Here is a 25,698-nt window from a genome sequence, read left to right as displayed (position 1 = left end):
CTGGCATATTCCTTTTACTGAATTTCTCTTGTACAAAAAAAGCCCTACCGATTATCGGTAGGGCTTTTTGCTTAGTGTATGTATGAAAATGAATGTCTGTATTGATTACAGAGCAATTGTTTCTGTTACGTTAGTTTCGTTGCCTTTGATTTTCACGTAGTAGATACCACTGTCCAAAAGTCTCAGGTCAAGCTGCTTAACAGGCTTGAATCCGTTTACGAAACGAGTGCTGTACACTTCTTCTCCTACTTCGTTTGTAATCGTGATGTTCAGTACTTTTTCAGCTTGCTTGTTGAAGAACAGGCTCAATTCTTTGCCTTGCAGCTTGAATTGGTATGGCATGTCCTTGCTTGTCAGCTGGTAGTCTTTCATGATTACAGTTTTCGCATCTGTGATTTCCAGTTTTCTGATTACACGGTTGTCTTCAAACTGAAGCGTCATTGTGTATTCACCTTTTTGCAGTGCTGCGAAATCCAGTTTTGCAGAAGTTTCAGTAATACCTTCAAATTTGCGGTGCATTACCACTTTACCTTGTGCGTTGTTCAAGATGAAGTCAACTGCTTTGCCTTCCATGTCTTTAAGTACCAATGTAGCTACTTGCTGACCTGTCGCCACTTTGAAGCTATAAGTAATACCACCTAATGGTCTGTATTCAGCGTTTGCATTGATAAGTGTAAAGATACTTAGTGTCAGAACGGCTAGAATTGTCTTTAATGTTTTCATAGTTGTTCTCTTTATTTTTGATTTCTTAATTTCTTGTTTCTAAAAGTCAGACTACGAAATGTGTTAGGTTTTGATCTTAATAAATCAGGACTTTAGATTATTTGATTTTGTAGTCCCTTTGTCGTTGTCTGACAATACAAACATGAGGAAGAAATTTTTCACTAACAAACAGCTCAATATTAAAATAATATTAAGGTTATTTTTACATTTAAAAAATATTTTAAGTGGCGAAAAGTAACTTACAGAATATTATTCTAAGATAAAGTTACACTTCTAAAATTATCTATCTCCCTAAGTGAGTAAGAACAAATATGCTTTGTTAAGTGTGTTAGGAACATTAAAATCACTTTGAGTGAGTAACTTAAGTCACTGAAATTTTATTTTAACTTTTTTTAACTTTTATGAAGTTGATTTTTTGAACCAACAATGGAAAAACGAAAATTCGCTAAAGATTTTTGGACATAAAAAAGCCCTCTTTAGATTATTACAAGAGGGCTTAATTTAACTCTTTAACAAAGTCGCTTAAACATGGGCACCTTCCCCTTTAAAAGCTACTCTAGGCTTCAAGTTAAGAATCCTAAACATATGATTATCATCATTTTTCTCCGGATTTGGGGTAGTCAGCAACTTGTCTCCAGCAAAGATAGAATTGGCTCCTGCCATAAAGCACATCGCCTGCTCTGACAGTGGCATCTCCTTTCTTCCCGCCGAAAGCCTGACCATCGCTTTAGGCATCAAGATCCGTGCAGTGGCAATCATTCTTACCATATCCCATACCGGTACACGTTCGTTCCCTTCCATAGGTGTTCCTTCCACTGCCACCAACGCATTGACAGGTACTGACTCTGGATGCTTTGGCAAAGTAGACAAGGTATGCAACATACTGATTCGGTCTTCATGCTGTTCTCCCAAGCCAATTATTCCCCCTGAACATACATTGACATTGGCTTTCTGCAAATTGTGAATCGTATCCAGACGGTCATCAAATGTTCGGGTGGTAATTACCTTATCATAATATTCTTTACCTGTATCCAAGTTATGGTTGTAAGCATGCAGCCCTGCCTCTTTGAGTTTCTGGGCCTGCTGCTCGTTAACCATTCCAAGCGTAACACATACTTCCATTCCCATCCCGTTCACTTCCGAAACCACATTCAACAAAGTATCAAAGTCACGGTTTTCCCTCACTTCTCTCCATGCAGCACCCATACAGAAGCGTGTACTTCCTGCTTGTTTTGCCTGTTTTGCCTTTACGATAATGTCATCTGCTCCCATCATTTTTTCAGGCTTTACATGTGTATTGTAACGAACTGATTGCGAACAGTATGAACAGTCTTCTTTACAACCACCTGTTTTGACAGAAAGCAATGTACAAACCTGTACCTCATTCGGGTCATGAAACTCACGATGCACAGTTCCAGCCCTATACATCAACTCCATAATAGGAGTGTTATAAATTTCTGTAATTTCTTCTCTAGTCCAGTTATTTCTGATTGTTGAAATGTCTTGCATATTTGTTTTGGTTAGTGATTGTCAAATCTTTTTAGCTACAATGTATATTGGTTCGTAGGTGAGCTTTACTCCTCCTGCTATGCTGAATCTGTCTTGATAGGATTCACAAAAATGTCGGAGTTGTTCCTTCCCCCAATGTTGCCTACTCAAACCCGTGACGCCTGTCTGCCTCAAATGTTTCAACACTTCAATTGGGTTTTCAAAGACGAGTACTTGCTGTTCTTGCTCAGCTTGGCTTATCTCAAAATAGGGACTGAGCATATCCGTAAGTTCATGCAAACATGGATAGTCTAAACCTGCTCCAGTCAATGCTCGGATTTCTTGCATATTGGCAGGTCCAAATGTTGAAAATGCCAACACTCCTTCTACCGCCATATGCCTATGAAGTCGCTTAGCAAAAGCTGGAAAGTTCGCTATCCATTGAAAGGTTGCACTAGAAGCAACCAAATCCAGCTGTTCCGGTAAAGCTTTCTGCTCAATATCTCCTACCAATGGAAAGGCACTATCAACTAGGCTCAGACAATTGTTCACAGCTTCGAATACCAAATCATTGAGCCAATACATATGAAAGGGTAATGCCTTTAATTTCTTTGTCAGGAAACCCGTTCCACACCCAATCTCTAGTATTCTTTGCGGTTTGACAGATTCATTCTCCAGCAACCCAAAAAGCCGATTTACCATATGTCGCTGGACAACTGCCTCACTTTCATATGTAGCAAAATTGTTACGAAAGCGCTCAGCCACTAGCTGCTTATCAATACTGACTGTTACCATTGTTCTGCTACTTTATCTTGCCTCAAAAAGAACCCTTCTGGAGACAGTAACTCCACCATCATACTGTCCCAAGTTTCCCATCTGTAAAATGGAAAATGAGGCAAAGGCAACTGCTTGGTAGGTACATTCAGCTCCTCACCCCAGAATTGCAGCTGATGTTTTGCAGGAAAAATAAGGTCTTCACTGCACACCAAAGCCTTATCAAAAGCACTTGAACTAATCCATTCGTCTGCGACCTTTATTCTAAACTGTTTCAGTTCTTCGCATTGACTTTCTAAAGACCTCAATGGACTAAACTTCTGGTATTGTTGAAAATAACTACCACACATTCTTCTGAAGAACTTTTGCCTTGTTACCTGAGAAAAGTTAGCAATGGTACCATCGAAAATCACAGGAGGTATCCCAAGATGCTCATCTATTGGCATCAATGTTCCATTTACCGCTATTCGAGTCCGAAAGCTTGAAAGCCATTCTGTTGGCATTTGTGAGGCTACCCAGACTCCTAAAGACCAAGCCACCAGTTCTGCATTTTTGTACCTACTTATCTCACTTTTCGCAACAGGGAGGTTTAGGTCATTATAGTCATACAGCATCAGCACATCCCAGTTCTCAGCTTGCAATTGACTAAATGGATGTACATCCTGCCCCCACCCTGCAAAAAAGACTAACAGCCGATCACCTTTTCCTTTTTGAATCCACTCTTTTTTCATGGTTGAATCGTTTTCTGTTGGTTCAGATGTTTTACTATCTCTCCAGTGCAACTCAGCAATGGCAAAAGCTGCTGCTTGCTGATAGATGATGTGAGAGACAAGCGTAACCTTGCCTGATTTACAGGGACAGTTGGTGGTCTTACCGGTAAAGTCATATAGTGGTAGCTTTCCAGCTTTTCAGCTAATGAAATCGCACCTTTCACTTCTCCTGTAATAACAGGGATGATATGACTAGAGGAAGGCATTAACCACCCTTGCAGCTCAAGCTGTGACCGAAGCCAAAGGCTATTCTCTCTCAATGCTTTCCTCCTTTCAGTTAGCTTCGGCAATTGTCCCCAAACATGAAGAGACCATTGGACCTGAACAGGAGGTAATGCAGTAGAAAAAATTAGTGTTCTTGAACGGTTGATAAGAAGGTTTCGAATCAACTCATCCGTTACAACCAGTGCTCCATAAGAGGCGACTGCTTTCCCCAAAGGGCAAACAATCACATCTATCTGCCCGATCACATTCTGGAATTCGCAAAGCCCTAAACCCTTATTCCCAAATATCCCCACTGCATGTGCCTCATCTACATACAATAGTGTATTGTAAGTTTCCTTTAAGCTGACCAATGCATGTAAGTCAACAAGGTCTCCATCCATGCTAAACACGGACTCTGTCACAATCACTACATTCCTGTATTGATGGCGATATTTCTTCAACAGTGTTTCCAAATGGGTATAGTCCAAATGCCTGTACCTCATTACATCTGCTTCAGAAAGGCGTATTCCATCTATTATGCTGGCATGGTTGAGCTTATCAGAAAGAATAAGGTCTCCTTTTTGGGTAAGCGCAGGCAACACCCCCAAATTAGCGTGATAGCCACTGTTAAAGAGTAAAGCAGCCTCTCTGTTATAGCTTTTAGCCACCACACTCTCAAGTTGACTGTAAAGCTCATGGTTACCACCCAATAGCCGTGATGATGCTGCACCTAACCTGAAATCAGTCCAATTCTGTTCAGCTAGCTTGCCATAGAAACTGTCCAACAATTCCCGATCTGTAGTCAGATTGAGATAGTCGTTGGAAACTAGGTTCAGTAAAGCTTTTCCATCTTTGAGGGTAAAAGACTCGTCCTGAAGATGTGTTGTGTGTAAAGTGCGGTACATATTTGCTTGCTGCAATTCGGCAAGCTGAACCGCTGTACTTTCGCGGAAGGAATATTTCTCCATGATGATTAGAAGGATACTGATTGATCAATTTTTTAAAAAGTAAAGGCATAGTATGTTCCTGCCTGTCTTGAGAAAGCAGGTATATATCTTCACTAGAAGAATCAATGAATTTCAGTTTCCTTAGAGGAGGAGAAATGCTTATTAGAGGAGAGGTAAAAAAAGGAATTGTGTTTCCATTACGGAATACGTCATACGATGACCCGATTCGTTCACTTACCTCAATTTCGGTAGCAGGGGAAATCCCCAACAGTAACAGCAACTCCCATAAGGGGTCTACACCATCCCCATGTTCGGTCTGTCTGTCGGCTTCTGCTCCTGCTGTCTTGTCCCTGTATGTAGCCTCTTGTTTTACCACATCCGTCACAGCACACAGCATATCTGAAGATAGTCTTGCTATCTTGATTTGCTTGCCCAATGAATGGAATATGGCATAAGGCTTACGGGACCATTTCTTGAAATGGAGCATTTCTTAAATTCTATTATTGATTAAAAACATCTTCAATTGCTGCATATACAGCATTCAGTTCCTTTTCGGAAATGACATAAGGTGGCAAAATATACACCACATTGCCCAAAGGTCTAAGCAATATACCTTTTTTCAAAAATGATTCGTACAAATAATTCCTTGATTTATTAAAATACGAAGCTTGTTCTCCAGCATCATATTCCAAAGCCAAAATGGTACCTCGCTGTCTGATATTCTTCGCAAAAGCAAAGCTTTGGGCTTTCTCAGCAAATACCTCATGTCTTTTCACTATTTCCTGAATACTGTCCTGACATTCAAGAGAAAGTAGCATATCCAAGCTAGCATTGGCTACTGCACAAGCAATTGGATTAGCGGTAAATGAGTGCCCATGAAAGAAGGTCTTCATAATATCTTCCTGAAGGTATGCCTCATAAACCTTTTCCACACATGTAGTCACTCCTAAAGCCAATGTACCTCCTGTCAGACCTTTTGAAAGGCACATTATATCAGGCTTGTGTTCCATATATTCTGACGCAAACAGATTTCCTGTTCTGCCAAACCCTGTCATAACCTCATCAGCGATACAAAGAATACCATGTTCCTTGGCTACGGACAACAGCTCATCCAGTACTTTTGGTGAATACATACGCATACCTCCTGAACCTTGTACCAATGGTTCATAAATAAACGCGGCTACATCTCCTCGCTCTGCTACTTCCCTGAACTGCTCTATGGTTCTGTATTCTTTCCCTGACTCTGGATAAGGGATCGCATCTACATCAAACAGGTATGGAAAAAAGGGCTGACTGAATGGTCCTCGATCTCCTACCGACATAGCTCCAAATGTATCTCCATGATAAGCACCCTCGAAGGAGATAATTCTACGGCGATGCTGCTCCCCCTTGTTCCAAAAATACTGGAAAGCCATCTTCATCCCTACTTCTGTAGCTGTACTGCCATTGTCAGAGTAAAATACTTTAGCCTGATCACCCGGTAAAACACCGATCAGTCTTTCTGCCAACTGTACTGCAGGCTCATGCGTAAAACCAGCAAAAATCACATGTTCCAGTTCTCTTGCCTGCTTTGCTGCTGCTTCAGCAATATACTTGTTACCATGCCCATGCAGGTTGACCCACCAAGATGAGATCGCATCAATCACTTCACGACCATCTTCCAAGACCAGTGTACAGTCAAAAGCTTTCTTGACAGGCAAAATTTCTGGTTGAGGACGTTGTGGCGTAAACGGGTGCCATACGTACTTCCTGTCTCTTTCTTTCAAGTCCATCATTGTCAATTTAGTTTTTCATTTTAATCAAAGGTTTTTCCTTAACTCTTCTGCATACTTCTTGACTGTTTCCTTATCCACTTTTTCCAATTGAGGGATTTTAAGCAAAGTCTTATACCCAGAATGTTTCAGGATAATACTTTCAGATTCTTTATTCTCTTCTCCATTAAACACAATACCTACTACCTCAATATTGCGTCTTTTCAATTCATTTACCGTCAACAATGTATGGTTAATACTACCGAGGTAATGGTTTGAAACCAGTACAACAGGCATCTTCCATTGCTGTGGCATATCAATCACAAAATCATGGTCATTTACGGGAACCAATACACCTCCTGCTCCTTCCACAATCAGGTCCTTTGATGTTTTAGGCGGAACCACAATAGAAAGGTCTATACGCTCTCCATCTTGAGAAGCCGCTGCATGTGGTGAGGCTGGCATACTCAACAAGTAAGCTTCCGAATAAAACGCAGACTGCTTATTGGAGACCAGTGCCTGAACTGTATCTGTATCTCGTGGAAACCCTGCCTGAATTGGCTTCCAATAGTCAGCCTTTAAAGCTTCAACAAATATGGCACTCACCAGCGATTTGCCACTGTCTGTCCCAATGGCTGTTATAAAAAATTGCATGGCAATAAAGTTTAAAATGAACTATTTAGATTCTCATAAAAAAGCAATATAAAGAATCTGTCAAGACATCCACATTGTGCCAAACCCCTAAACTCCATAAAAAAATGACCGGCAATTTTTCCCGATGTGACATCATCAGAAAGAATTACCGGTCATTTCAATTGGGTTGCTTTATTCGCAGTTAAACAGGAAAAGGTGGGTCGCGGGCTTTTACGGCTGTCAAAGGAAGGATGTTTGTCAGTTCCCGTCGACCAATAATTTCCCCAAAAAAGGGAAACCTACAATTTGAACTGTGCAGCACCAAATACTCCCCTTGCTCAATGAGCAAGAGGAAACTCAGTAAACGATATATGATCAAGGTTAAAGTCATTATGGTACATTTATCCCCATAATGAAATACAGAAAAAAGGTTACACGGTATTTCTGTATATTTCCTCTCTAAATGGACTATTTCTTAAAAATAAACTGATAACGGACTTTTTATGAAAACCCTAAAAAAACTACTGCTACTGACTGCTGCTGTTTTATGTTGCTCTGGACTATTTGCTCAAAGCAACAAAAAGATTGCTCTTGTTATACATGGTGGAGCAGGTGTTATTTTGAAAAAGAACATGACTCCTGAAAAGGATAAGGCATATCGTGAAAAGCTGCAAGAAGCACTGGATGCTGGCTATGCTATTCTAGAAAATGGAGGCACCAGTGAAGAAGCCGTAATCGCCTCTATAATGGTTATGGAAAACTCACCGCTCTTTAATGCAGGTAAAGGTGCAGTACTAACCAATGCAGGACACTGCGAACTGGATGCTTCCATCATGGATGGCAAAACACTGGAAGCAGGTGCTGTAGCAGGTGTTACCAACATCAAAAACCCTGTATTAGCAGCTAAAGCTGTCAAAGACAATTCTGTACATGTGATGCTGTCTGGAAAAGGAGCTGAAGCCTTTGCCAAAGATGAAGGGCTTGAGTTAGTAGATCCTTCCTATTTTATCACTGACAGGCGTAAGCAGCAACTTGAAAAAGCCAAGACAATGGACGAAAGCCGTGGTCACTTAGGAAACCCTGAAGGCAACAACAACTTCAAGTTCGGAACGGTTGGAGCTGTCGCATTAGATCAACAAGGAAATATTGTGGCTGCAACTTCAACAGGGGGAATGACCAATAAACGATTCGGTAGAATTGGCGACTCTCCCATCATTGGTGCAGGTACTTATGCCAACAACCAAACGTGTGGCATATCTAGTACAGGACATGGCGAGTACTTTATTCGATTGGCTATTGCTCACAATATTTCTGCACAAATGGAATACAAAGGTGTTTCTTTACAAGATGCATCACAAGATGTAATTATGAAGCAATTAACTGACCTTGGTGGTACGGGTGGAGTGATTGGACTTGATAAGGAGGGAAATATTATGATGACCTTCAATACACCAGGCATGTTTAGGGGCTTCAAAAAAGTCAATGGTGAAACAGGTGTATTTATTTACAATGATGAAGAATAGGCTTTTCATTTAAAAAAAAGAGGGCTCCTCCCACAAAGTTGATTGTGAGTGGAGCCCTTCTTTTTTATTTATCACTTAACTATTATCTATTGTCCAGCACCCTCTTCTTCATTGGTTATGATGGTTCGGTTTTCGTCAACCTGACCTCTAACCAGTCCTGATGGAGCATCATTAGAATGGATATTCACATAGGCATCGCCTCCAGTAACTGTTTCATAAATCGTCACATCTGTTACCATTACACTGTCTTGCACAAACTGATTGCCTTCTACATCTTCAAATGACACACCATCCAACAAGTCTACAATCACATCCCCATCTGCACCAGCAGCACCAGCATGTATATGTGCCATCGTCAGCATATCCTCCGCATCCAACCCTTCTACTTCAAGACTATAGAATAATACGCTATCGGCTGTCATACGAAGAATGGCTGTACCTGTCTCTGTTCTACCCTCTAAAGGATCTGTCTCATTATCTACGGCAAGTGGCACATCAGCAGCCATATCGATCATAACATCCAATTGACCTCTAACCAATCCTGATGGCACCTCAGTTGAATGTACATTTACATAAAGGTCCATTCCTTGGATTGTCGTCACTTCTTCTTCTGTCAGTGTCAACGTATCTGTTACCATGTTATCGGTAAATACTATATCTGTACCATCTACCAATGTGAACAAAACATCACCACTTTGAGCTGGATTACCAGTATGTATATGTGCAGCAGTCAACTCATCAGTCTCAGCCAAACCATCCACCATAATTTCATATATCAACTCATTGTTGTCATACAAGGTGAATTTTGCCATCCCTGTTTCTTCTCTGTCTGCTACGGCAGGCACTTCAAGTTTAGGACTTAAAGCTACTTCCCATTCCTGAACCACCTCTGGTTCAGTACCTCCACCTCCTCCTTCAAGCTGACCTCTCAATAAGCCATTTGGTTCTTCCGTGGAATGAACATTGACATATAGATTGTCAGGAGAATTCGTCAATGAATCAACTTGAGCTGTTGTCAGGTCAATCGTGTTAGTAACACTGTTATTGGAGTCAAATACTATATCTGTACCATCTACCAATGTGATCAGTACATCTCCTGTTTCTGTTGGTCCTCCCGTATGAATATGAGCCATAGTCAGCTCATCTGTGTCTGACAGGTCATTTACTGTAATTGTGTATTCTAACGTATTATCATCGTACAAAGTCAGCTCTGCTGTACCTGTTTCATCCCTGCCTGTTATGGCAGGTACCTCATCTGAAGGACTCAACTCTACGGTCCATTCTTGAACTATCTCAGGGTCAGGTGTGGGGGTTGTACCTCCATCATCGTCATCATCACATGAGGAGATGACAAAAAGGGACAACAAAAGTAGCACATACCAAGGTGTATTCTGTTTCATAGCAATTTGTATTGGGTTATGAAAAATAATTGCAAAGGCCCTATGAACTGGTTCTCCATAAAGCCATTTTCTATTAAATATTTACGTAAGAAGAGACTTGGTTGGATTTTGTAATTATGAAGGGTACAAAAATGGCAAATTGTAAAAGGGGGGAGGAAACTTGTTGGGAAAAGAAAGGTATTTCCTGCCACCCCTTTTTTTACTCCCTATACAATATTTTTGAGATATATTTTTTGCTGATTTTTAATCCGAAAAAACGGTCATTATTGATACTGGCAATCAGTTCTTATGATAATACCTAATATTTTTTCAACGTCACTCAACATTATTGCCACATGTATCAGATTCCATGCCATGAATGTGTTTTGAGTGCTAAAAATCCTGTATTTGATCCTTCTTTTTTTACCTATAAAATGGCTAACGAATTATACCACTGATTATCAATCAATAGTAGTTTAAGGTTAATTAAGGTAATAATTCAGTGTTTCTCTCTTTTAGTACTTAGGATTTGAGTAAGCTTTGTTATTAATATAAGGTTTTTAATTAATTCTCTTTTGCTTTAGTCCTTGATGGCTCTTTAAAACCATAGTTTATATTACCATTTTTTTCTTTCAAATTCATAACAACACTCACATTACATTGTGCCCACGAGTGAAAAATTATCTATTTACCATAAGAAGCCAACCCCGGTTTGCTGTTTAGTACTTATTCATGATGCTAACCACAAAAAAAGAGCACCTGCTTCTCAACAAGTGCTCTTTTCTAATCATCTATAAACCTAGATATTACAGGTCATTTTGCAACCACTGATCCAGCCATTTGAAAAACTCCCTATGCCATACCAAGCCATTCTGAGGTTTCAATACCCAGTGTCCTTCATTCGGGAAGTACAGGTATTTGCTCGGAACCCCTCTTAGTTGTGCAGCCTGAAAAGCTTGCATACCTTCTGACTCCGGCACACGGAAGTCGTTTCCTCCATGAATGACCAGAATAGGTGTATCCCAGTTTTGTACATATCTATGAGGAGAGAATTCTGTATACGCTTTCGCTTGAGGGTATTCCCAATATGGTTTTTTCAGCTCCCAATTAGCAAAGAACAACTCTTCAGTAGTACCATACCAGCTTTCCATATTGAAAAGGCCACAGTGCGATACAAAAGCTTTAAACCTTCCTTCATGGATACCTGCCAACATATATACAGAGTAACCTCCATAAGACGCTCCTACTGCCCCTAATCTATCTTGGTCTACATATGGCTCTTTGGCTACATCATCAATAGCTGCTAGGTAATCCTTTATCGGCTGTCCACCCCAGTCACCACTGATATCTTCATTCCATTTTGTACCAAATGAAGGCAGACCTCTACGGTTAGGAGCCACTACAATATATCCTTTGGATGCCATCAGCTGGAAGTTCCAACGATACGAATAGAATTGTGAAACTGGAGACTGTGGTCCTCCCTGACAATAAAGCAGTGTAGGGTATTTCTTGTTCGGGTCAAAATTAGGAGGCAGAACTACCCAAACTAACATGTCTTTGCCGTCTGTAGTTTTCACCATTCGTTTCTCTACAGTAATATTATCAAGCTTGCTGAAAATATCATTGTTGATTCCCGTAATGGCTGTTTCTGTTCCTTTCTTGATATTCACCGTCCACAGTTCTGAAGCTTGCTTCATTGACTGCTTCATTCCTATCAGCACATCACCCACCTGAGCTACAGATTGATAGTTGTGCTCACCTTCTGTAATCATGCGAATATCTTCTGCTGCTACCTCTTTCTTGTCAAGGTTTTTAGGCAGTTTGACTTCAAATAGCTGATAAGTTGCATTCACCGCAGCTACAAAATAAATTGATTTGCCATCTTCTGACCAGATAAAACTACCCACAGTCTCATCCCAATTTTTTGTAATGGCATATCTTTTTGCTTTAGCAAAATCATAGATGTACAAAACGTTTTTGTCTGACTCATAGCCATCACGTCCCATTCCCAACCATGCGATCTTGCTATTGTCCGGAGAGTAAGCAGGCTGATTGTCATAACCATCTACACCTTGCTCAAACTCAGTTGTCTTGCCTGTTTCCAGATCATAGAAGTACAATGAGGAATTTGTGCTTACTGCATAGTCCTTACCTGTTTTCTTCTTTGACACATATACCAATGTCTTACCATCCTGACTCCATGTGATTTCTTCAACGCCTCCAAATGGCATTAACGGTGCATCAAATGCTTCGCCTTCCATCAGGTCTTTTACTTGTCCTACCTGACCATTTTCGTAAGGAGCTATAAATACGTGACTGAAAGCACCATCTTCCCAATGATCCCAATGACGGTACATCAGGTTATCAATAATCTTTACATCTGCTTTTTTAAGATCCTCATACTGGTCAGCAGCTTCGATTTTATTGATGGTAATTTCTCTTGTGAATGACACATAGTTTCCTGCTGGAGAATAGCTGAAGTTACCAATACCACCTTCAATATCAGTCACCTGCTTTACTTCAGAACCATCAGGGTTCATCTCAAACAATTGCAGTCCATTTTTTTGAACAGCTAAAAAACCAACTTTCTTGCCATCAGGTCTCCACACAGCATTGTACTCTGAGAAAGAAGTTTCTGTCAGTTTAATTGGTTCTCCACCTGTAACAGGCATACTGTACAAATCTCTGTTCCCTTTATTTTCAGTAATATCATAATATGTAATACCGAAAAGTAACGTATTACCATCAGGAGAAACCTGCACGTCACTTACCCTGCCGAGTTTCCAAAGCAACTCAGGTGTCATTTTGTCTTGCGCATAGCCTTGCATCAAAAAGGCCATTGCAGCAAACAGCATCACCAGTTTTTTCATTTTTTTGCTTGTGTTTAGTTTACCTCTGTGATCAAATCACATCGCTGTATTTACAATGTGGTGCGAAGATATGCAATCGCAAATGTTTACACACTGTTAAAAACCTTATAATTCTAAAACCTTCCACTCAGAAGCTATCTCCATATATTTTCATCTGTAATTTTTCATGCTGATAATCAAAAATCTACTATCTTTAATACTACTTTTTTCATAAATTCTTTTGCAGAAATAATTCTTCCTGCTACTTTTGCACTGCTTAATCGGAAACAAGCTTTCCGAAATTCCTCAGTAGCTCAGTTGGTTAGAGCATCTGACTGTTAATCAGAGGGTCGTTGGTTCGAGTCCAACCTGAGGAGCTAAGCAAAAAATTGTTATATAATCTTCCTCAGTAGCTCAGTTGGTTAGAGCATCTGACTGTTAATCAGAGGGTCGTTGGTTCGAGTCCAACCTGAGGAGCTATAACAATTTAAAGAAAGACCTATTCCTCAGTAGCTCAGTTGGTTAGAGCATCTGACTGTTAATCAGAGGGTCGTTGGTTCGAGTCCAACCTGAGGAGCAATACAACAAACTTCTTATACTATCATTCCTCAGTAGCTCAGTTGGTTAGAGCATCTGACTGTTAATCAGAGGGTCGTTGGTTCGAGTCCAACCTGAGGAGCTAAAAAAAGCCTTGCAATTGCAAGGCTTTTTTTGTTTCTAATGGTTATCATTTTCCAATGTTTTCTGATTCTGTTCTTTCAATATAATCAGTTCCTCTTCCAGCTCTCGCTGCCTTCTTCCCATTTCCTCTTGTGTTGCTTCCAACTCCTCCGCATTCTGCCTTAACTCCTCTTCTCTAGCTTGAAGCTCATTGGTCAGCATCTGGGACTCTTCTAGCAACTGATTCGTGTGTTCGCTAGTTATAATTACTGACACGGCAGCTCCAAGGCTTTCTGCCACTTGCTCTGCAAATGCTATTTCAAAAGGCTTAATCTGATTTAGAGAGATCATTTCCAATACTCCCAAGACTTGGTCATTAAACTTGATAGGTACTATTAATACGCCTTTCGGAGTCGCATTTCCTAACCCTATCTTGATCTCAAGATAATCAGGTGGCACATCATCTATATAGATAGTTTCTGCCTCCAGACAACATCTTCCTGCCAACCCTTGATCCAAGGGAATTTCCTTGTCCAAAAACTTTTTTCGGTCATAGGCATAACAAGCTTTCATTAGCAATACCTTTTCATCGTCGGCACCTTCCTCTATCAGCATGATCGCAGACTGATGTACATTTAAGTACATCGTCAACTCAAAAAGTATCTTATCAAGAATTTTCTCCAATCCTTCAGGGCCGTTACTATGCAAAAGCTCTGTAAACAGCTCCATTCCTTTATGCTTCCATGTTTGAATCCGGTCTTCCTCTGCTACTTCTTTCAGCTTATGTCGGATTTTGTTCAGAGAACCTCCCAAAAGGTCTTCACTCCCGAAGACCGTAAATTCTGAATCAAACCTACCTGCTTCAATTTCTTGTGCAAAAACAGCTGTTTCCTTATTTCGGGCTATTAGCAGGTTCATAGACTCTAATGTCCTTCCTATTTCATCTTTAGTTTCAACATCCAAAGGTTTCACTAACCTTCCTTCTGCTAACCCAACAGCAGATTCTCTCACCTTGATCAATGGTTTGGTAAAGATAGCAGTGTAAAACCACCCTAAAATCAGGATAAGCAAGAACACTATAGCTGCTGTAAGCAATATTGTAAACTGAAGGTCATTTATCACTTCATATACTTCTTCCGTTTCTATTTCAGTTATAATAGCCCATTCCAGTCCCATAATATCCATTAGTGTATACGCACTTAAGACAGCCTTTCCCATAAAGTTCTGGGTTACCATCTCAGCAGCTTTCCCAGTGAAAGCTTTCCTTACAGGCTCGGTATTGACTTTTTGACAAAGTATTGGGGTATTGTACAGCTGTATTTGCCTCACAAGACCATTTCCTTCTGACAGTTCATCCAGATAATGTAGATACTCATCTGCATTCTCTTCAAAAAGCCTTGGATGACTCCTCAAAGTCAGGTTACGTCCCACTAAGTATGTTTCCCCTGTTTTCCCCAACCCATCCTCCTGCCAAGAATGGCTGCTACTCATGATTTCATTAATCGCCTCAAAAGGCAACTCAAAAAGCAGTACTCCCATCTGCTGCTGCTCATAATTTACCTGTACAGCAAAAAACATAACAGGCTCTCCAAAACCGCCTTCATATCGATTGAAGTCCAACACCACCACTTTATGCCCTACTGTTTCTGCTCTTGCTTTCAGGTAGGCTTCTGCAATGGCTGTATTATTGAAAGGGCTTTCTAGCAAATTCATCCCAAAATCAGAAGCCTTCTTCACAGAATAAAGAATATTCCCTTCTGTATCTGCCAACAGAATATCTCTGAAACCAAACTGGTAAAGGTAATTTCTAATTGTACTATGGTACTGCTGATGTGTCGCACTATAAAGTCCTGGGTCATCACTCCTCCTTCTTACCTGCTCCATAAGCTCCTTTTGAAATGTTTCATTAGGGTTATCCACAATGAACATCGACTGCATTAGCACTGTTTGCATTGGTGCCACCTTCAGGTAATTCAGAATAGAATCAGCCATACTTTTTCGCTTATAGCGCTGCACCATCTCTTCTTTATAGTACCGTAACAGCACACTTCGCTGCTTATCAACATAAGACTTTGTAAAGTAATGGTCCATCTGCCTATGTGCTTCCAACATATCGTGTGCAGCACTTTGAACAAAAGGGCTAGCTGCCATGACCATCACTTGCTTGCGGATTTGGTCAAAGTAGCGTCCCATTGCCTGTTTTTTAGCCGTCCTTATAGCAGTCAACTTTTCAAAGGAAGCATTCTCTATCGACTCACTCGAATAGCGAAACCCCACCCAACCTACAATAGAAACCGACAGCAAGGCTGCCATAAGAATTATAAAATAGATTTTGTGGCGAATACTGATCCTGTTAAGTAGGGTTAAGTCTTTAGTCAGCAAGGTGTCCTTCATAGGTTCTCTTTCAATAGAAGGTAAATTGTTTTTAGCTCAAAAATTATTCGGCGCAAGTTCAATTCGTTGTCATATATCCTATGAGCTAAACAGTATAAATTAAGTTGAACTTTACACCTTTTGGGTTATGTGGTAATTAAAATAACAAACAATCATTAATAATTGGATTGATGATAAGAAATCAATAGCCATAACTCCGTAAAATCCATGTGTTTTTCCTAATTTTGAACAATTTTTGGATTTTCGATGGACTTTTCGGAAACAAAGGCAATTCACTTCATTGCCCCTAACAGAATAATTGACTTCACTAACAAAAAATATACATCCCTTGGCAAAGAAAGCAGACAAAAAGGAGAAAGAGACTCCGTTGATGAAACAGTACAATGCGATCAAGGCAAAACACCCAGGAGCGCTATTACTGTTCAGAGTAGGCGATTTCTACGAAACGTTTGGGGAAGACGCCATCACTGCCAGCAAGATTCTGGACATTGTTCTAACCAAAAGATCTAATGGCAGTGCATCTGCAGTAGAGCTTGCAGGATTCCCTCACCATGCGTTGGACACTTACCTTCCTCGACTTGTAAAGGCTGGACAGCGTGTTGCTATTTGTGACCAATTGGAAGATCCTAAAGCTGCCAAGGGTATTGTAAAGAGGGGAATTACAGAACTTGTAACACCTGGTGTATCCTTCAACGACAATGTCTTGAATGTAAAACGCAACAACTATCTGGCTTCAGTACACTTTGAAAAAGATGCTGTTGGCGTCGCGTTTTTGGATATTTCAACAGGTGAGTTCCTTACAGCACAAGGTGACTTTTCCTATATCGAGAAGTTATTACAAAGCTTTGCGCCTTCTGAAGTAATCTACTGCCGTATACAGCGAGAAGTATATCAGGAACGTCTTGGTGATTTGTACACTACGTTCCAATTAGAGGATTGGGTATACACACATGAATTTGGTTATGAACGCCTGACCAAACATTTTGGCACCAAGTCACTGAAAGGGTTTGGTATCGAGAACATGAAGGCTGGTATTATTGCAGCAGGTGCTGCTCTATACTACCTAGAAGCCACTGAACACCATCAGGTCAGCCACATCTCAACGCTCAGCAGGATTGAAGAAGACAAATATGTTTGGCTTGACAAGTTTACAATCCGCAACCTTGAGCTTCTATATCCTCAGCAGGAAGGTGGAGTCCCATTGATCGAAACACTTGATCGCTCTGTAACGCCAATGGGTGCCAGACTAATGAAAAAGTGGACGGTTCTTCCGCTGAAAAACAAACAGGTAATTGATGAACGCTTAAATACCGTTGCTTTCTTTACTGAGGAAGAGGAACTCATGGAAGATACGCTTCAGCCTTTAAGGCAAATTGGAGATATTGAGCGACTGATTTCCAAAGTGGCAGTAGGTCGTATCAACCCAAGGGAAATGGTACAGCTTAAAAAAGCACTGAAGAATACACTCCCTATTAAAGATATCCTTGAAAAAACTGACGCACCTCAAGTTCAAAAACTGGCTGACAGATTGAACCGTTGCGACCTCCTGATTGAGAAAATCGAAAAAGAGTTAGATGACAATCCTCCTCTAAATGCAACACAAGGTGGACTTGTTAAAGAAGGGATAGATACGGAGTTAGATGAGTTGCGTAAAATTGCCTTTTCCGGTAAGGATTATCTGAAACAAATTCAGCAACGTGAAACAGAAAGAACAGGTATTCCATCACTGAAGATAGGTTACAACAAAGTCTTTGGTTATTACCTTGAAGTGCGTAATGCTCATAAGGATAAAGTACCTAGTGAATGGATCAGAAAATCAACCTTGGTTAGCTCAGAGCGATACATCACGGAGGAACTAAAAACCTATGAGGAAAAAATCCTGACTGCTGAAAGTCAGATTCAAGTCATAGAAAGCAGAATCTTCACTGAGCTTATCTGTACTGCTAATGAATATGTAGCTCAAGTACAGCAAAACGCAGGTACACTTGCCATCTTGGACTGTCTTCTGTCATTTGCACAAAACGCATTGGAATACAATTACGCCAAACCAACAATCAAGGATGACAAAAAGCTTCTCATTAAAGAAGGTCGCCACCCTGTGATTGAGCGTCAGTTGCCAATTGGCGAAGAGTATATTCCTAATGATATCAAGCTCAGCGATGACGATCAGCAAATACTGATAATTACAGGTCCGAATATGGCTGGTAAATCCGCCCTATTGAGACAAACAGCCCTTATTGTCCTGATGGCACAGATGGGGTCTTTTGTCCCTGCTAAGTCAGCTGAGATCGGATTGGTAGATAAAGTATTTACCAGAGTGGGTGCGTCAGATAACTTATCAAAAGGCGAATCCACTTTTATGGTTGAGATGACGGAAACCGCCAGTATTCTGAATAACCTTTCTGACCGTAGTCTTATTCTTATGGATGAAATTGGAAGGGGAACCAGTACTTATGATGGTATTTCGATTGCATGGTCAATTGTAGAGTACCTGCACAACCATAAGGGGGCCAAGGCTAAAACCTTATTTGCCACTCACTACCATGAACTAAACCAACTGGCAGAAGATTTCCCTAGAATCAAGAACTACAATGTAGCTGTCAAAGAGTATAAAGGTAAAGTAATCTTTATGCGTAAGCTTCAAGAGGGTGGCAGTGAGCACAGCTTCGGTATCCATGTTGCTCAATTGGCTGGTATGCCTTCAAACATTGTAGACAGGGCTAATGAGATTCTACACCATCTGGAACAGGACAAGATTACAGCGGAACATAAGGAAAGAGTAAAAGAAGTGCCAAAAAACAATTACCAGCTCAGCATTTTTGATGCTACTGACCCTGCAGCTGAAAAGCTTAAAAAGACCTTAAAGGATTTGGATGTCAACACTCTTACACCGATTGAGGCACTGATGAAGCTAAATGAATTAAAAGGACTTCTGAAGAACTAATGATAAAAAAGGTCAGTAGCTAATCACTACTGACCTTTTATCTATTTCCTTAATTGGCTTCTAAAATCATGTTGATACGGCGGGTAACCCGATCATCATTTCCTATACTCCTGATTTGCCTCAGAAACAGCTCCATATTTATCTGATCAGGGCTTTTATACAAGGCACTCATCTCATTCAGGGCTTTTTGTAAGACACTATTAGCTCCTCCCACCCCAAGATTCACTCCTAAGGTCACCGCCGCTGCTAATAGCTTCTCATCTGCTCCCATCAACTCTCCCCATGTATAATATTTACCGTGAAACTTAGCCGACCTTTCTAAAAGCAAATTGGTGTATCGTTCGTGTAAAAACTCCCGCTGCATCTTACGAATAGATACATCATGGGCTGCTTCTATAAAACAGGCTATCACTTTCACATCTTCACTCATATATTTCCATGCAGCGTCTCCCATTAAGAGCTTGCCTGTATCGTCCACCACTTGTATCATATTACTCCCTTCCTCATCACGATTCACTTCTATCCCTCTTTCACCAAAATAGCGATAATAAGCTTCTGGGTAATACAATGACAACTGCTTCATAAAAAGGGAAAGCTCTCCATATTTTGCATTGTTTTGAATGAAGCCGAACGAGAATACTCCTCTATCATAAGTATTGATAGCATCATATTTTCCTTCATGAGCAAATAGCACCTTATAAGCAAGTCTGTAAACCTGTTCATAAGGCTCTAACAGATCCTTGTCCATGTCTATTTCTCCAAGGTACCTGATTCCTTTAGGGTTCACAGCATGTGAACTGTTGATGGCATCATAAAAGCCTATCTCTTTCTGTAGACTTGTCAAACGGAGCTTATAGTGTATGCGGTAACCACGAGGATATTTCTTGTGATACTCTTTGCGAATATTCAACACTTCAACTGCCTTATGCCTATTACTTAACTGCTCTTTACGTATAAGCTCTTCATCTCCTCCATGATCATTAGAAGTAAAAGCGCCAAATACCGAGTAGATGGGTATGGTAACTAACCATACAAAGAGTCTTAGTTTCATAGCTTGTCGTCTGGGTTTAATTATCTGGTTATCAGATTTTGTATAGCTGACTTTTAAAAAATAGGTAGAAAGTACACATGTAATATAACACTGCACTTACAGCTAAACAATCAACAACTTCACCCTTTTCGACAACGATCAGCACATCATATTACGATCCTGAGAATATATATTGTCACCTCAAGATCATTAACAACTATTGTGAATAGAGCCTTATAAAGCTTCTCAACTGCCTTATTTCTTAATAATAGAAAACATTACCATTTATAAATAAAAGGCACATCGCTAGAGACTAAATAAAAAGGCAGCAAAACCTGCTGCTCACACTTTAAGTAAAGTACAAATACTGCTCAATCACGTTTCAGTTTACTGATTTCCTCATTGGCTTCAACGGAATCAGGACAGTACTCTAATGCTTTTTCAAAAGCGTCAAACGCTTCATTCTTCTGCCTCCTTTGTATATACAACTTCCCAAGCTTGCAGTAAGCATCTGCATATATTTCTTTCTCCTGCTTACCTACCTTAGATATATATTGGTTAATCGCTTGTATTCCTTCTTCTGTATGACTCTCTGTATCTAACGAAGCCAAGGCTACTAAATAATAAGTTTGAGGGAGTGATGAATACTGTTCTTTAAACCTCTCCAATTTTACCCAAAGATTTCCTTCTCGCTTCCAATATCCGACCAACTGCATATAATCACCAGCTTCTGCGCTTCCAGACAATAGCAACTGCTCAAGACACTCAACTGCCTTTTTCTCCTCTCCTGACTCATTATATATTTTTGCTTTTACCAATAAACCTGTTCGCTTATCATACTTCTCAATACTACTAGCCTCTTCCAATGCTTTAGGGGTTCCACCTAAAATAGCAGGAGCTTTCAAGTAATAGTCCACCAATGCCTTTCTAGCCTCAGTATGTTCTTTATCTAGCCGGATAGCCTCCTCAAATGAGGCTTTCATCCTTGGAGCCAATAACATTTGTCTAAATGTACCCGATTTCAGCGCTTGCAATCCTAAGCTAGCTCCCAATAGGTAATGGTACTCTGCTTTATCAGGATGTATCCTAAGCAGGTTAACCAAATAGGGCTCTGCTTTCTCAGGTTCTTCAAGCCCCACAGCTATATAACTCAAGTACAAAAGCACCTCTTCATTATTAGGAGCATTATGACGAAGCAATTCAAAAGCAGTCTGTGCTTGCTGAAGTGCGCCCTTCTCATAGAGTGCTATCGCTTGCTCAAGGGGTAATTCCTGAATGTTGTGTTTCATGGGTATGAATACAAGTATGAGGCTAATGAAAGTAAACATATCGACAGTTTTTTGGAGCAACTACCTGATAGGCTTATGGGTTTTCCTGAATCTAAAAAAATTGGAGGGGCTACGAAAGTTTGGGCAAAGAAAAACCCCTGCCAGAGTCTAGAATTGGCAGGGGTACCTGTATGCGTTATCTTTTCAGAATTTACCTTCGAAAGGCTGAATCAAACTTTGATTTCAACATCTACACCTGAAGGCAGTTCCAGCTTCATCAGCGCGTCAACTGTCTTAGAAGATGTAGGGAAGATATCTACCAGTCTTTTGTAAGTACACAACTGGAATTGCTCTCTCGCCTTCTTGTTTACGTGTGGTGACTTCAACACTGTAAACTTTTCCTTTCTTGTAGGCAACGGAATTGGACCGCTAACTACTGCACCTGTTTTCTTAACAGCTTCAACGATTTTAGCTGCAGACTTGTCAACCAAGTTGTGGTCGTAAGACTTAAGTTTGATTCTAATTTTCTGTGTCATATTCTTAATTATAAAATATTAGCCGTCTGCTAATAAGTTATGGAGTTTAATACAGCCTGACGATATCCATAATATACACCGAAAGGCCTAAAACAATCTGGAAGAGAGATTTGAACCACCTCTCTCCAGAATTAATTATTTATAAAGGATTAACCTTTTTGCTCTTTAATCACTTCTTCTGCGATGTTGTTAGGCACCTCAGCATAGTGAGAGAATGTCAACGTTGCTGCCGCACGACCTGAAGTCAGTGTACGCAGGTCAGTTACATAACCGAACAGTTCTGACAGAGGTACATCCGCTTGGATAGCTACTGCACCACCAGTTCTTGAATCTTGACCTTTAGGAAGACCACGACGACGGTTGATATCACCGATTACAGAACCAGTGTACTCGTCTGGAGTGATTACCTCAACAGCCATTACTGGCTCAAGAAGAACTGGGTTACATTTCTTCGCTGCCTCTTTGAAACCAAGTTTCGCAGCCAATTCGAATGACAGTGCATCTGAATCGACGTTGTGGTATGAACCGAAGAATACTCTAACGCGCATAGCATCGATAGGGAATCCTGCAAGAACACCATTAGACATTGCTGCCTCGAAACCTTTCTGTACAGCTGGAACGAATTCTTTAGGGATAACACCACCTTTGATTTCGTCAACAAACTGAAGACCAGCTTCAACGATTCCTTCTGCGTTAGGCTCAGCAGGCATCAGTTCGAACTGAACGTCTGCAAATTTACCTTTACCACCAGTCTGCTTCTTGTAAACCTCTCTGTGTTCAACTGAACCTTTGATGGCTTCACGGTAAGCAACCTGAGGAGCACCTTGGTTGATTTCAACCTTGAACTCACGCTTCAGACGGTCAACGATGATTTCCAGATGAAGCTCACCCATACCTCTCAAGATAGTCTGGCCAGTTTCGTGGTCAGTCTTCACTGTCAGGGTAGGATCCTCTTCTACCAGTTTCGCCAACGCAGTACCCAGCTTGTCTACGTCACCTTTAGTCTTAGGCTCGATAGCAACACCGATTACTGGCTCTGGGAACTTCATCTCTTCCAGAACGATTGGGTTGTCAAGATCAGACAGTGAGTCACCAGTCTTGATATCCTTGAAACCAACACCCGCACAAATATCACCTGCCTCAACGAAGTCGATTGGGTTCTGCTTGTTAGAGTGCATTTGCATCAGACGAGAGATACGCTCTTTCTTACCAGTTCTGTTGTTCAGGATGTATGAACCAGAATCCAGTTTACCAGAGTAAACTCTCATAAAGCAAAGACGACCTACAAATGGGTCAGTAGCGATCTTAAATGCCAACGCTGCGAACGGCTCGTTCACGTCTGGCTTTCTTGTCAGCTCAGCACCAGTGTCAGGGTCTGTACCTGTAGTAGGAGGCAGGTCCAGTGGAGATGGCAGGTAAGTACATACAGCGTCAAGCAATGCTTGAACACCTTTGTTCTTAAATGCAGAACCACACATTACTGGAGAGAATGACATGTCGATTACCGCCTTACGGATCGCTGCATTGATCTCATCTTCAGTAATTGAATCTGGATCCTCAAAGAATTTTTCCATCAGTGCTTCGTCGTAAGCAGAAACTTCCTCGATAAGGTTAGTTCTCCAATGCTCTACGTCATCAACAAGGTCTTCTGGAATATCGATTACGTTATATGTAAATCCTTGGTCTTCGTCGTTCCAAACAATTGCTTTGTTTGATACAAGGTCAACCACACCTTTGAAACCTTCTTCAGCACCAATTGGCACTTGCAAAGGAACTGGGTTAGCACCTAGTTTCTCTTTGATAGTCTTAACAGCAGCAAAGAAGTCAGCACCTGCACGGTCCATTTTGTTTACGAAACAAATACGAGGAACACCGTAAGTATCTGCTTGTCTCCAAACTGTTTCAGACTGAGGCTCTACACCAGATACAGCACAGAATAGGGCAACAGCACCGTCCAATACACGCAATGAACGCTCTACCTCTACAGTAAAGTCTACGTGACCAGGAGTATCAATGATGTTAATCTTGTAATCCTCAGTTTTGTCGTTTCTTTTACCTTGTTCTGTTGGGTAACCCCAAGTGGTAGTAGTCGCAGCAGAAGTAATTGTAATACCTCTTTCCTGCTCCTGCTCCATCCAGTCCATAGTCGCAGCACCATCGTGTACTTCACCGATCTTGTGAGATTTACCAGTGTAGAACAGGATACGCTCCGTAGTTGTTGTCTTACCAGCATCGATGTGAGCCATGATACCGATATTTCTTTGATGTGTAAGGTCGATTTTCGTAGCCACTGTTTATTAGAATCTAAAGTGAGAAAATGCTTTGTTTGCTTCTGCCATTCTGTGAGTGTCCTCTTTCTTCTTCACAGCAGCGCCTTCACCTCTTGAAGCAGCGATGATTTCACCAGCAAGCTTTTCTTTCATCGTCTTTTCATTACGCTTTCTTGCGTACATGATCATCCACTTCATACCAAGAGACTGCTTTCTTTCTGGGCGAACCTCGATAGGCACCTGGAAAGTAGCACCACCAACTCTTCTTGATTTCACCTCAACGCCTGGCATGATGTTAGAAAGTGCTTTCTTGAAAATATCAAGACCGTTTACTTTCTCTTCACCTTTGTTCATTCTTTCTTCAATAATTGCCAATGCATCGTAGAAAATGCTATAAGCAATACTTTTCTTCCCGTCCAACATCAAGTTGTTAACGAACTTAGTTACCATTACGTCTCCAAACTTAGGATCAGGAAGTACGTATCTTTTTTTAGGTTTTGCCTTTCTCATTGTTTTCCTTTTTAAGCCACCCTTACTGTCAGTAGTATTTCAGCCATCAATCGTTAATAGCTCGAATGCTTCCAACCCATAACTGATTAACTATCAACGCCTAACTCCTTCAGGGCTGCAGCTTTAAAATTATCAGAAATAAATACTTTTTTAGAACTTGAAGGTTATGCTCCCTTCAGAGATTATTTCGCAGCCTTAGGTTTCTTAGCACCGTATTTCGAACGACGCTGAGTTCTACCCGCTACACCAGCAGTGTCAAGTGCACCACGAACGATGTGGTAACGTACACCTGGAAGGTCTTTTACTCTACCACCACGGATCAGCACGATTGAGTGCTCTTGCAGGTTGTGACCTTCACCTGGGATGTAGGCGTTCACCTCTTTACCGTTTGTCAATCTAACCCTTGCTACTTTACGCATCGCTGAGTTAGGTTTCTTTGGTGTAGTAGTGTATACCCTTGTACACACACCTCTTCTCTGAGGGCAAGAGTCAAGTGCAGGAGACTTCGACTTGTACTCTACCTTTGTTCTACCTTTTCTTACTAGTTGTTGAATAGTAGGCATTTAACTAAATTTTAAGTTATTCAATTTTTCGATACTATACTTCTCGAAATTTTTCGATTGGCAAAGGTACGTATTTTATTGTTTAATCCAACAGCGGCTTGTAATGATTTTATTCTGAAGCTGTTACAGAATCTTAATTGTTAAGCACATGCTTTTATACATACGACTTAACCTCTAAGATCACCTTTACTACTCGACTGATAAATGCAAAAAACCTTAGTCTATAATCCTATTTTTCAACACATTGTCTATACTTAAAATTCCAAAAGTTCCTTTTTGGTTTCCTAAGCAGACACTAGTTGAGCATTTGACAATCATAAATCAGTGGACAAGATATTCAGAATAATCTTCTATTATCCTTCTCTCGACACCATAATCTGGTTATTCATAAAAAGTTAATGGGCAGGTAACTCCACCACAATCAGCACCTAGTTTACTGACTTGGCTTGTTAACTACCCATAAGTGCATTTTAATCTATTGA

At 40.7% G+C, this 25,698-nt stretch carries 19 protein-coding genes and 4 tRNA genes; 6 read left to right on the top strand and 17 right to left on the bottom strand.

Features of this window, described 5'->3' with window-relative positions; translation table 11 throughout:
- Positions 1-105 precede the first annotated feature (105 nt).
- From V6R21_RS31255 to bioD, 8 genes are all read right to left on the bottom strand, one after another.
- On the bottom strand, positions 106-723 hold the full coding sequence (locus V6R21_RS31255; RefSeq protein WP_334247408.1) for a hypothetical protein: 618 nt from the start codon (positions 721-723) through the stop codon (positions 106-108).
- Between the two features lie 522 nt (positions 724-1,245).
- On the bottom strand, positions 1,246-2,223 hold the full coding sequence (gene bioB, locus V6R21_RS31250; RefSeq protein WP_334247620.1) for a biotin synthase BioB: 978 nt from the start codon (positions 2,221-2,223) through the stop codon (positions 1,246-1,248).
- A gap of 30 nt (positions 2,224-2,253) precedes the next feature.
- Positions 2,254-3,006: a malonyl-ACP O-methyltransferase BioC gene (bioC, locus tag V6R21_RS31245; RefSeq protein ID WP_334247407.1), complete on the bottom strand. Its 753-nt coding sequence runs from the start codon at positions 3,004-3,006 to the stop codon at positions 2,254-2,256.
- Positions 3,000-3,716 carry a DUF452 family protein gene (locus V6R21_RS31240; protein ID WP_334247406.1) on the bottom strand — a complete coding sequence of 239 codons (717 nt, stop codon included), beginning with the start codon at positions 3,714-3,716 and terminating at the stop codon, positions 3,000-3,002. Before V6R21_RS31240 ends, bioC begins: the two co-directional genes overlap by 7 nt.
- Positions 3,713-4,744 (bottom strand): aminotransferase class I/II-fold pyridoxal phosphate-dependent enzyme, encoded by a 1,032-nt coding sequence (locus V6R21_RS31235; RefSeq protein WP_334247619.1) that lies wholly within the window; start codon positions 4,742-4,744, stop codon positions 3,713-3,715. Before V6R21_RS31235 ends, V6R21_RS31240 begins: the two co-directional genes overlap by 4 nt.
- Positions 4,716-5,393: a hypothetical protein gene (locus V6R21_RS31230; protein WP_334247405.1), complete on the bottom strand. Its 678-nt coding sequence runs from the start codon at positions 5,391-5,393 to the stop codon at positions 4,716-4,718. The genes V6R21_RS31235 and V6R21_RS31230 overlap by 29 nt, the downstream gene beginning before the upstream one ends.
- 13 nt (positions 5,394-5,406) lie before the next feature.
- Positions 5,407-6,681: an adenosylmethionine--8-amino-7-oxononanoate transaminase gene (bioA, locus tag V6R21_RS31225; RefSeq protein WP_334247404.1), complete on the bottom strand. Its 1,275-nt coding sequence runs from the start codon at positions 6,679-6,681 to the stop codon at positions 5,407-5,409.
- A gap of 24 nt (positions 6,682-6,705) precedes the next feature.
- Positions 6,706-7,311 carry a dethiobiotin synthase gene (gene bioD / locus V6R21_RS31220; protein WP_334247403.1) on the bottom strand — a complete coding sequence of 202 codons (606 nt, stop codon included), beginning with the start codon at positions 7,309-7,311 and terminating at the stop codon, positions 6,706-6,708.
- A 482-nt stretch (positions 7,312-7,793) separates the two neighbouring features.
- Here bioD and V6R21_RS31215 point away from each other — a divergent pair, with 482 nt between their 5' ends.
- The gene (locus tag V6R21_RS31215; protein ID WP_334247402.1) at positions 7,794-8,813 is read left to right on the top strand and encodes an isoaspartyl peptidase/L-asparaginase family protein; all 1,020 of its coding nucleotides are present in this window, start codon (positions 7,794-7,796) and stop codon (positions 8,811-8,813) included.
- Between the two features lie 86 nt (positions 8,814-8,899).
- Here V6R21_RS31215 and V6R21_RS31210 read toward each other — a convergent pair whose 3' ends face one another.
- Together V6R21_RS31210 and V6R21_RS31205 are read right to left on the bottom strand one after the other, a co-directional pair.
- Positions 8,900-10,213 carry a CHRD domain-containing protein gene (locus V6R21_RS31210; protein ID WP_334247401.1) on the bottom strand — a complete coding sequence of 438 codons (1,314 nt, stop codon included), beginning with the start codon at positions 10,211-10,213 and terminating at the stop codon, positions 8,900-8,902.
- Positions 10,214-10,998: 785 nt separating this feature from the next.
- A complete protein-coding gene (locus V6R21_RS31205; RefSeq protein WP_334247400.1) occupies positions 10,999-13,062 on the bottom strand; it encodes a S9 family peptidase in 2,064 nt (687 codons plus the stop codon).
- 282 nt (positions 13,063-13,344) lie between these two features.
- On the opposite strand from V6R21_RS31205, the gene V6R21_RS31200 reads away from it, so the two are divergent.
- From V6R21_RS31200 to V6R21_RS31185, 4 genes are all read left to right on the top strand, one after another.
- Positions 13,345-13,418, top strand: a tRNA-Asn gene (locus V6R21_RS31200).
- Positions 13,419-13,444: 26 nt separating this feature from the next.
- A tRNA-Asn gene (locus tag V6R21_RS31195) sits at positions 13,445-13,518 on the top strand.
- A 26-nt stretch (positions 13,519-13,544) separates the two neighbouring features.
- Positions 13,545-13,618, top strand: a tRNA-Asn gene (locus V6R21_RS31190).
- A gap of 28 nt (positions 13,619-13,646) precedes the next feature.
- Positions 13,647-13,720 (top strand) — tRNA-Asn (locus V6R21_RS31185).
- 38 nt (positions 13,721-13,758) lie between these two features.
- Here V6R21_RS31185 and V6R21_RS31180 read toward each other — a convergent pair.
- On the bottom strand, positions 13,759-16,095 hold the full coding sequence (locus V6R21_RS31180) for a GAF domain-containing protein (protein WP_334247399.1): 2,337 nt from the start codon (positions 16,093-16,095) through the stop codon (positions 13,759-13,761).
- Positions 16,096-16,423: 328 nt separating this feature from the next.
- Here V6R21_RS31180 and mutS point away from each other — a divergent pair, with 328 nt between their 5' ends.
- Positions 16,424-19,039, top strand: a complete 2,616-nt coding sequence (gene mutS / locus V6R21_RS31175; RefSeq protein WP_408613123.1) for a DNA mismatch repair protein MutS — start codon at positions 16,424-16,426, stop codon at positions 19,037-19,039.
- A 49-nt stretch (positions 19,040-19,088) separates the two neighbouring features.
- Here mutS and V6R21_RS31170 read toward each other — a convergent pair whose 3' ends face one another.
- From V6R21_RS31170 to rpsL, 6 genes are all read right to left on the bottom strand, one after another.
- Positions 19,089-20,090 carry a hypothetical protein gene (locus V6R21_RS31170; RefSeq protein ID WP_334247398.1) on the bottom strand — a complete coding sequence of 334 codons (1,002 nt, stop codon included), beginning with the start codon at positions 20,088-20,090 and terminating at the stop codon, positions 19,089-19,091.
- Positions 20,091-20,440: 350 nt separating this feature from the next.
- Positions 20,441-21,358: a tetratricopeptide repeat protein gene (locus V6R21_RS31165; RefSeq protein ID WP_334247397.1), complete on the bottom strand. Its 918-nt coding sequence runs from the start codon at positions 21,356-21,358 to the stop codon at positions 20,441-20,443.
- A 209-nt stretch (positions 21,359-21,567) separates the two neighbouring features.
- Complete coding sequence (rpsJ, locus tag V6R21_RS31160; protein ID WP_334247396.1) at positions 21,568-21,873, bottom strand: 30S ribosomal protein S10; 306 nt, start codon at positions 21,871-21,873, stop codon at positions 21,568-21,570.
- A gap of 149 nt (positions 21,874-22,022) precedes the next feature.
- On the bottom strand, positions 22,023-24,164 hold the full coding sequence (gene fusA / locus V6R21_RS31155; protein ID WP_334247395.1) for an elongation factor G: 2,142 nt from the start codon (positions 24,162-24,164) through the stop codon (positions 22,023-22,025).
- Positions 24,165-24,170: 6 nt separating this feature from the next.
- Positions 24,171-24,653 (bottom strand): 30S ribosomal protein S7, encoded by a 483-nt coding sequence (gene rpsG, locus V6R21_RS31150; RefSeq protein ID WP_334247394.1) that lies wholly within the window; start codon positions 24,651-24,653, stop codon positions 24,171-24,173.
- 182 nt (positions 24,654-24,835) lie between these two features.
- A complete protein-coding gene (gene rpsL / locus V6R21_RS31145; protein WP_334247393.1) occupies positions 24,836-25,216 on the bottom strand; it encodes a 30S ribosomal protein S12 in 381 nt (126 codons plus the stop codon).
- Positions 25,217-25,698: the final 482 nt, after the last annotated feature.

The organism is Limibacter armeniacum (genome assembly GCF_036880985.1).
GTDB lineage: Bacteria > Bacteroidota > Bacteroidia > Cytophagales > Flammeovirgaceae > Limibacter > Limibacter armeniacum.
The sequence above is the reverse complement of the archived record's forward strand: the minus strand, read 5'-3'. Positions and strand labels throughout refer to the sequence as shown.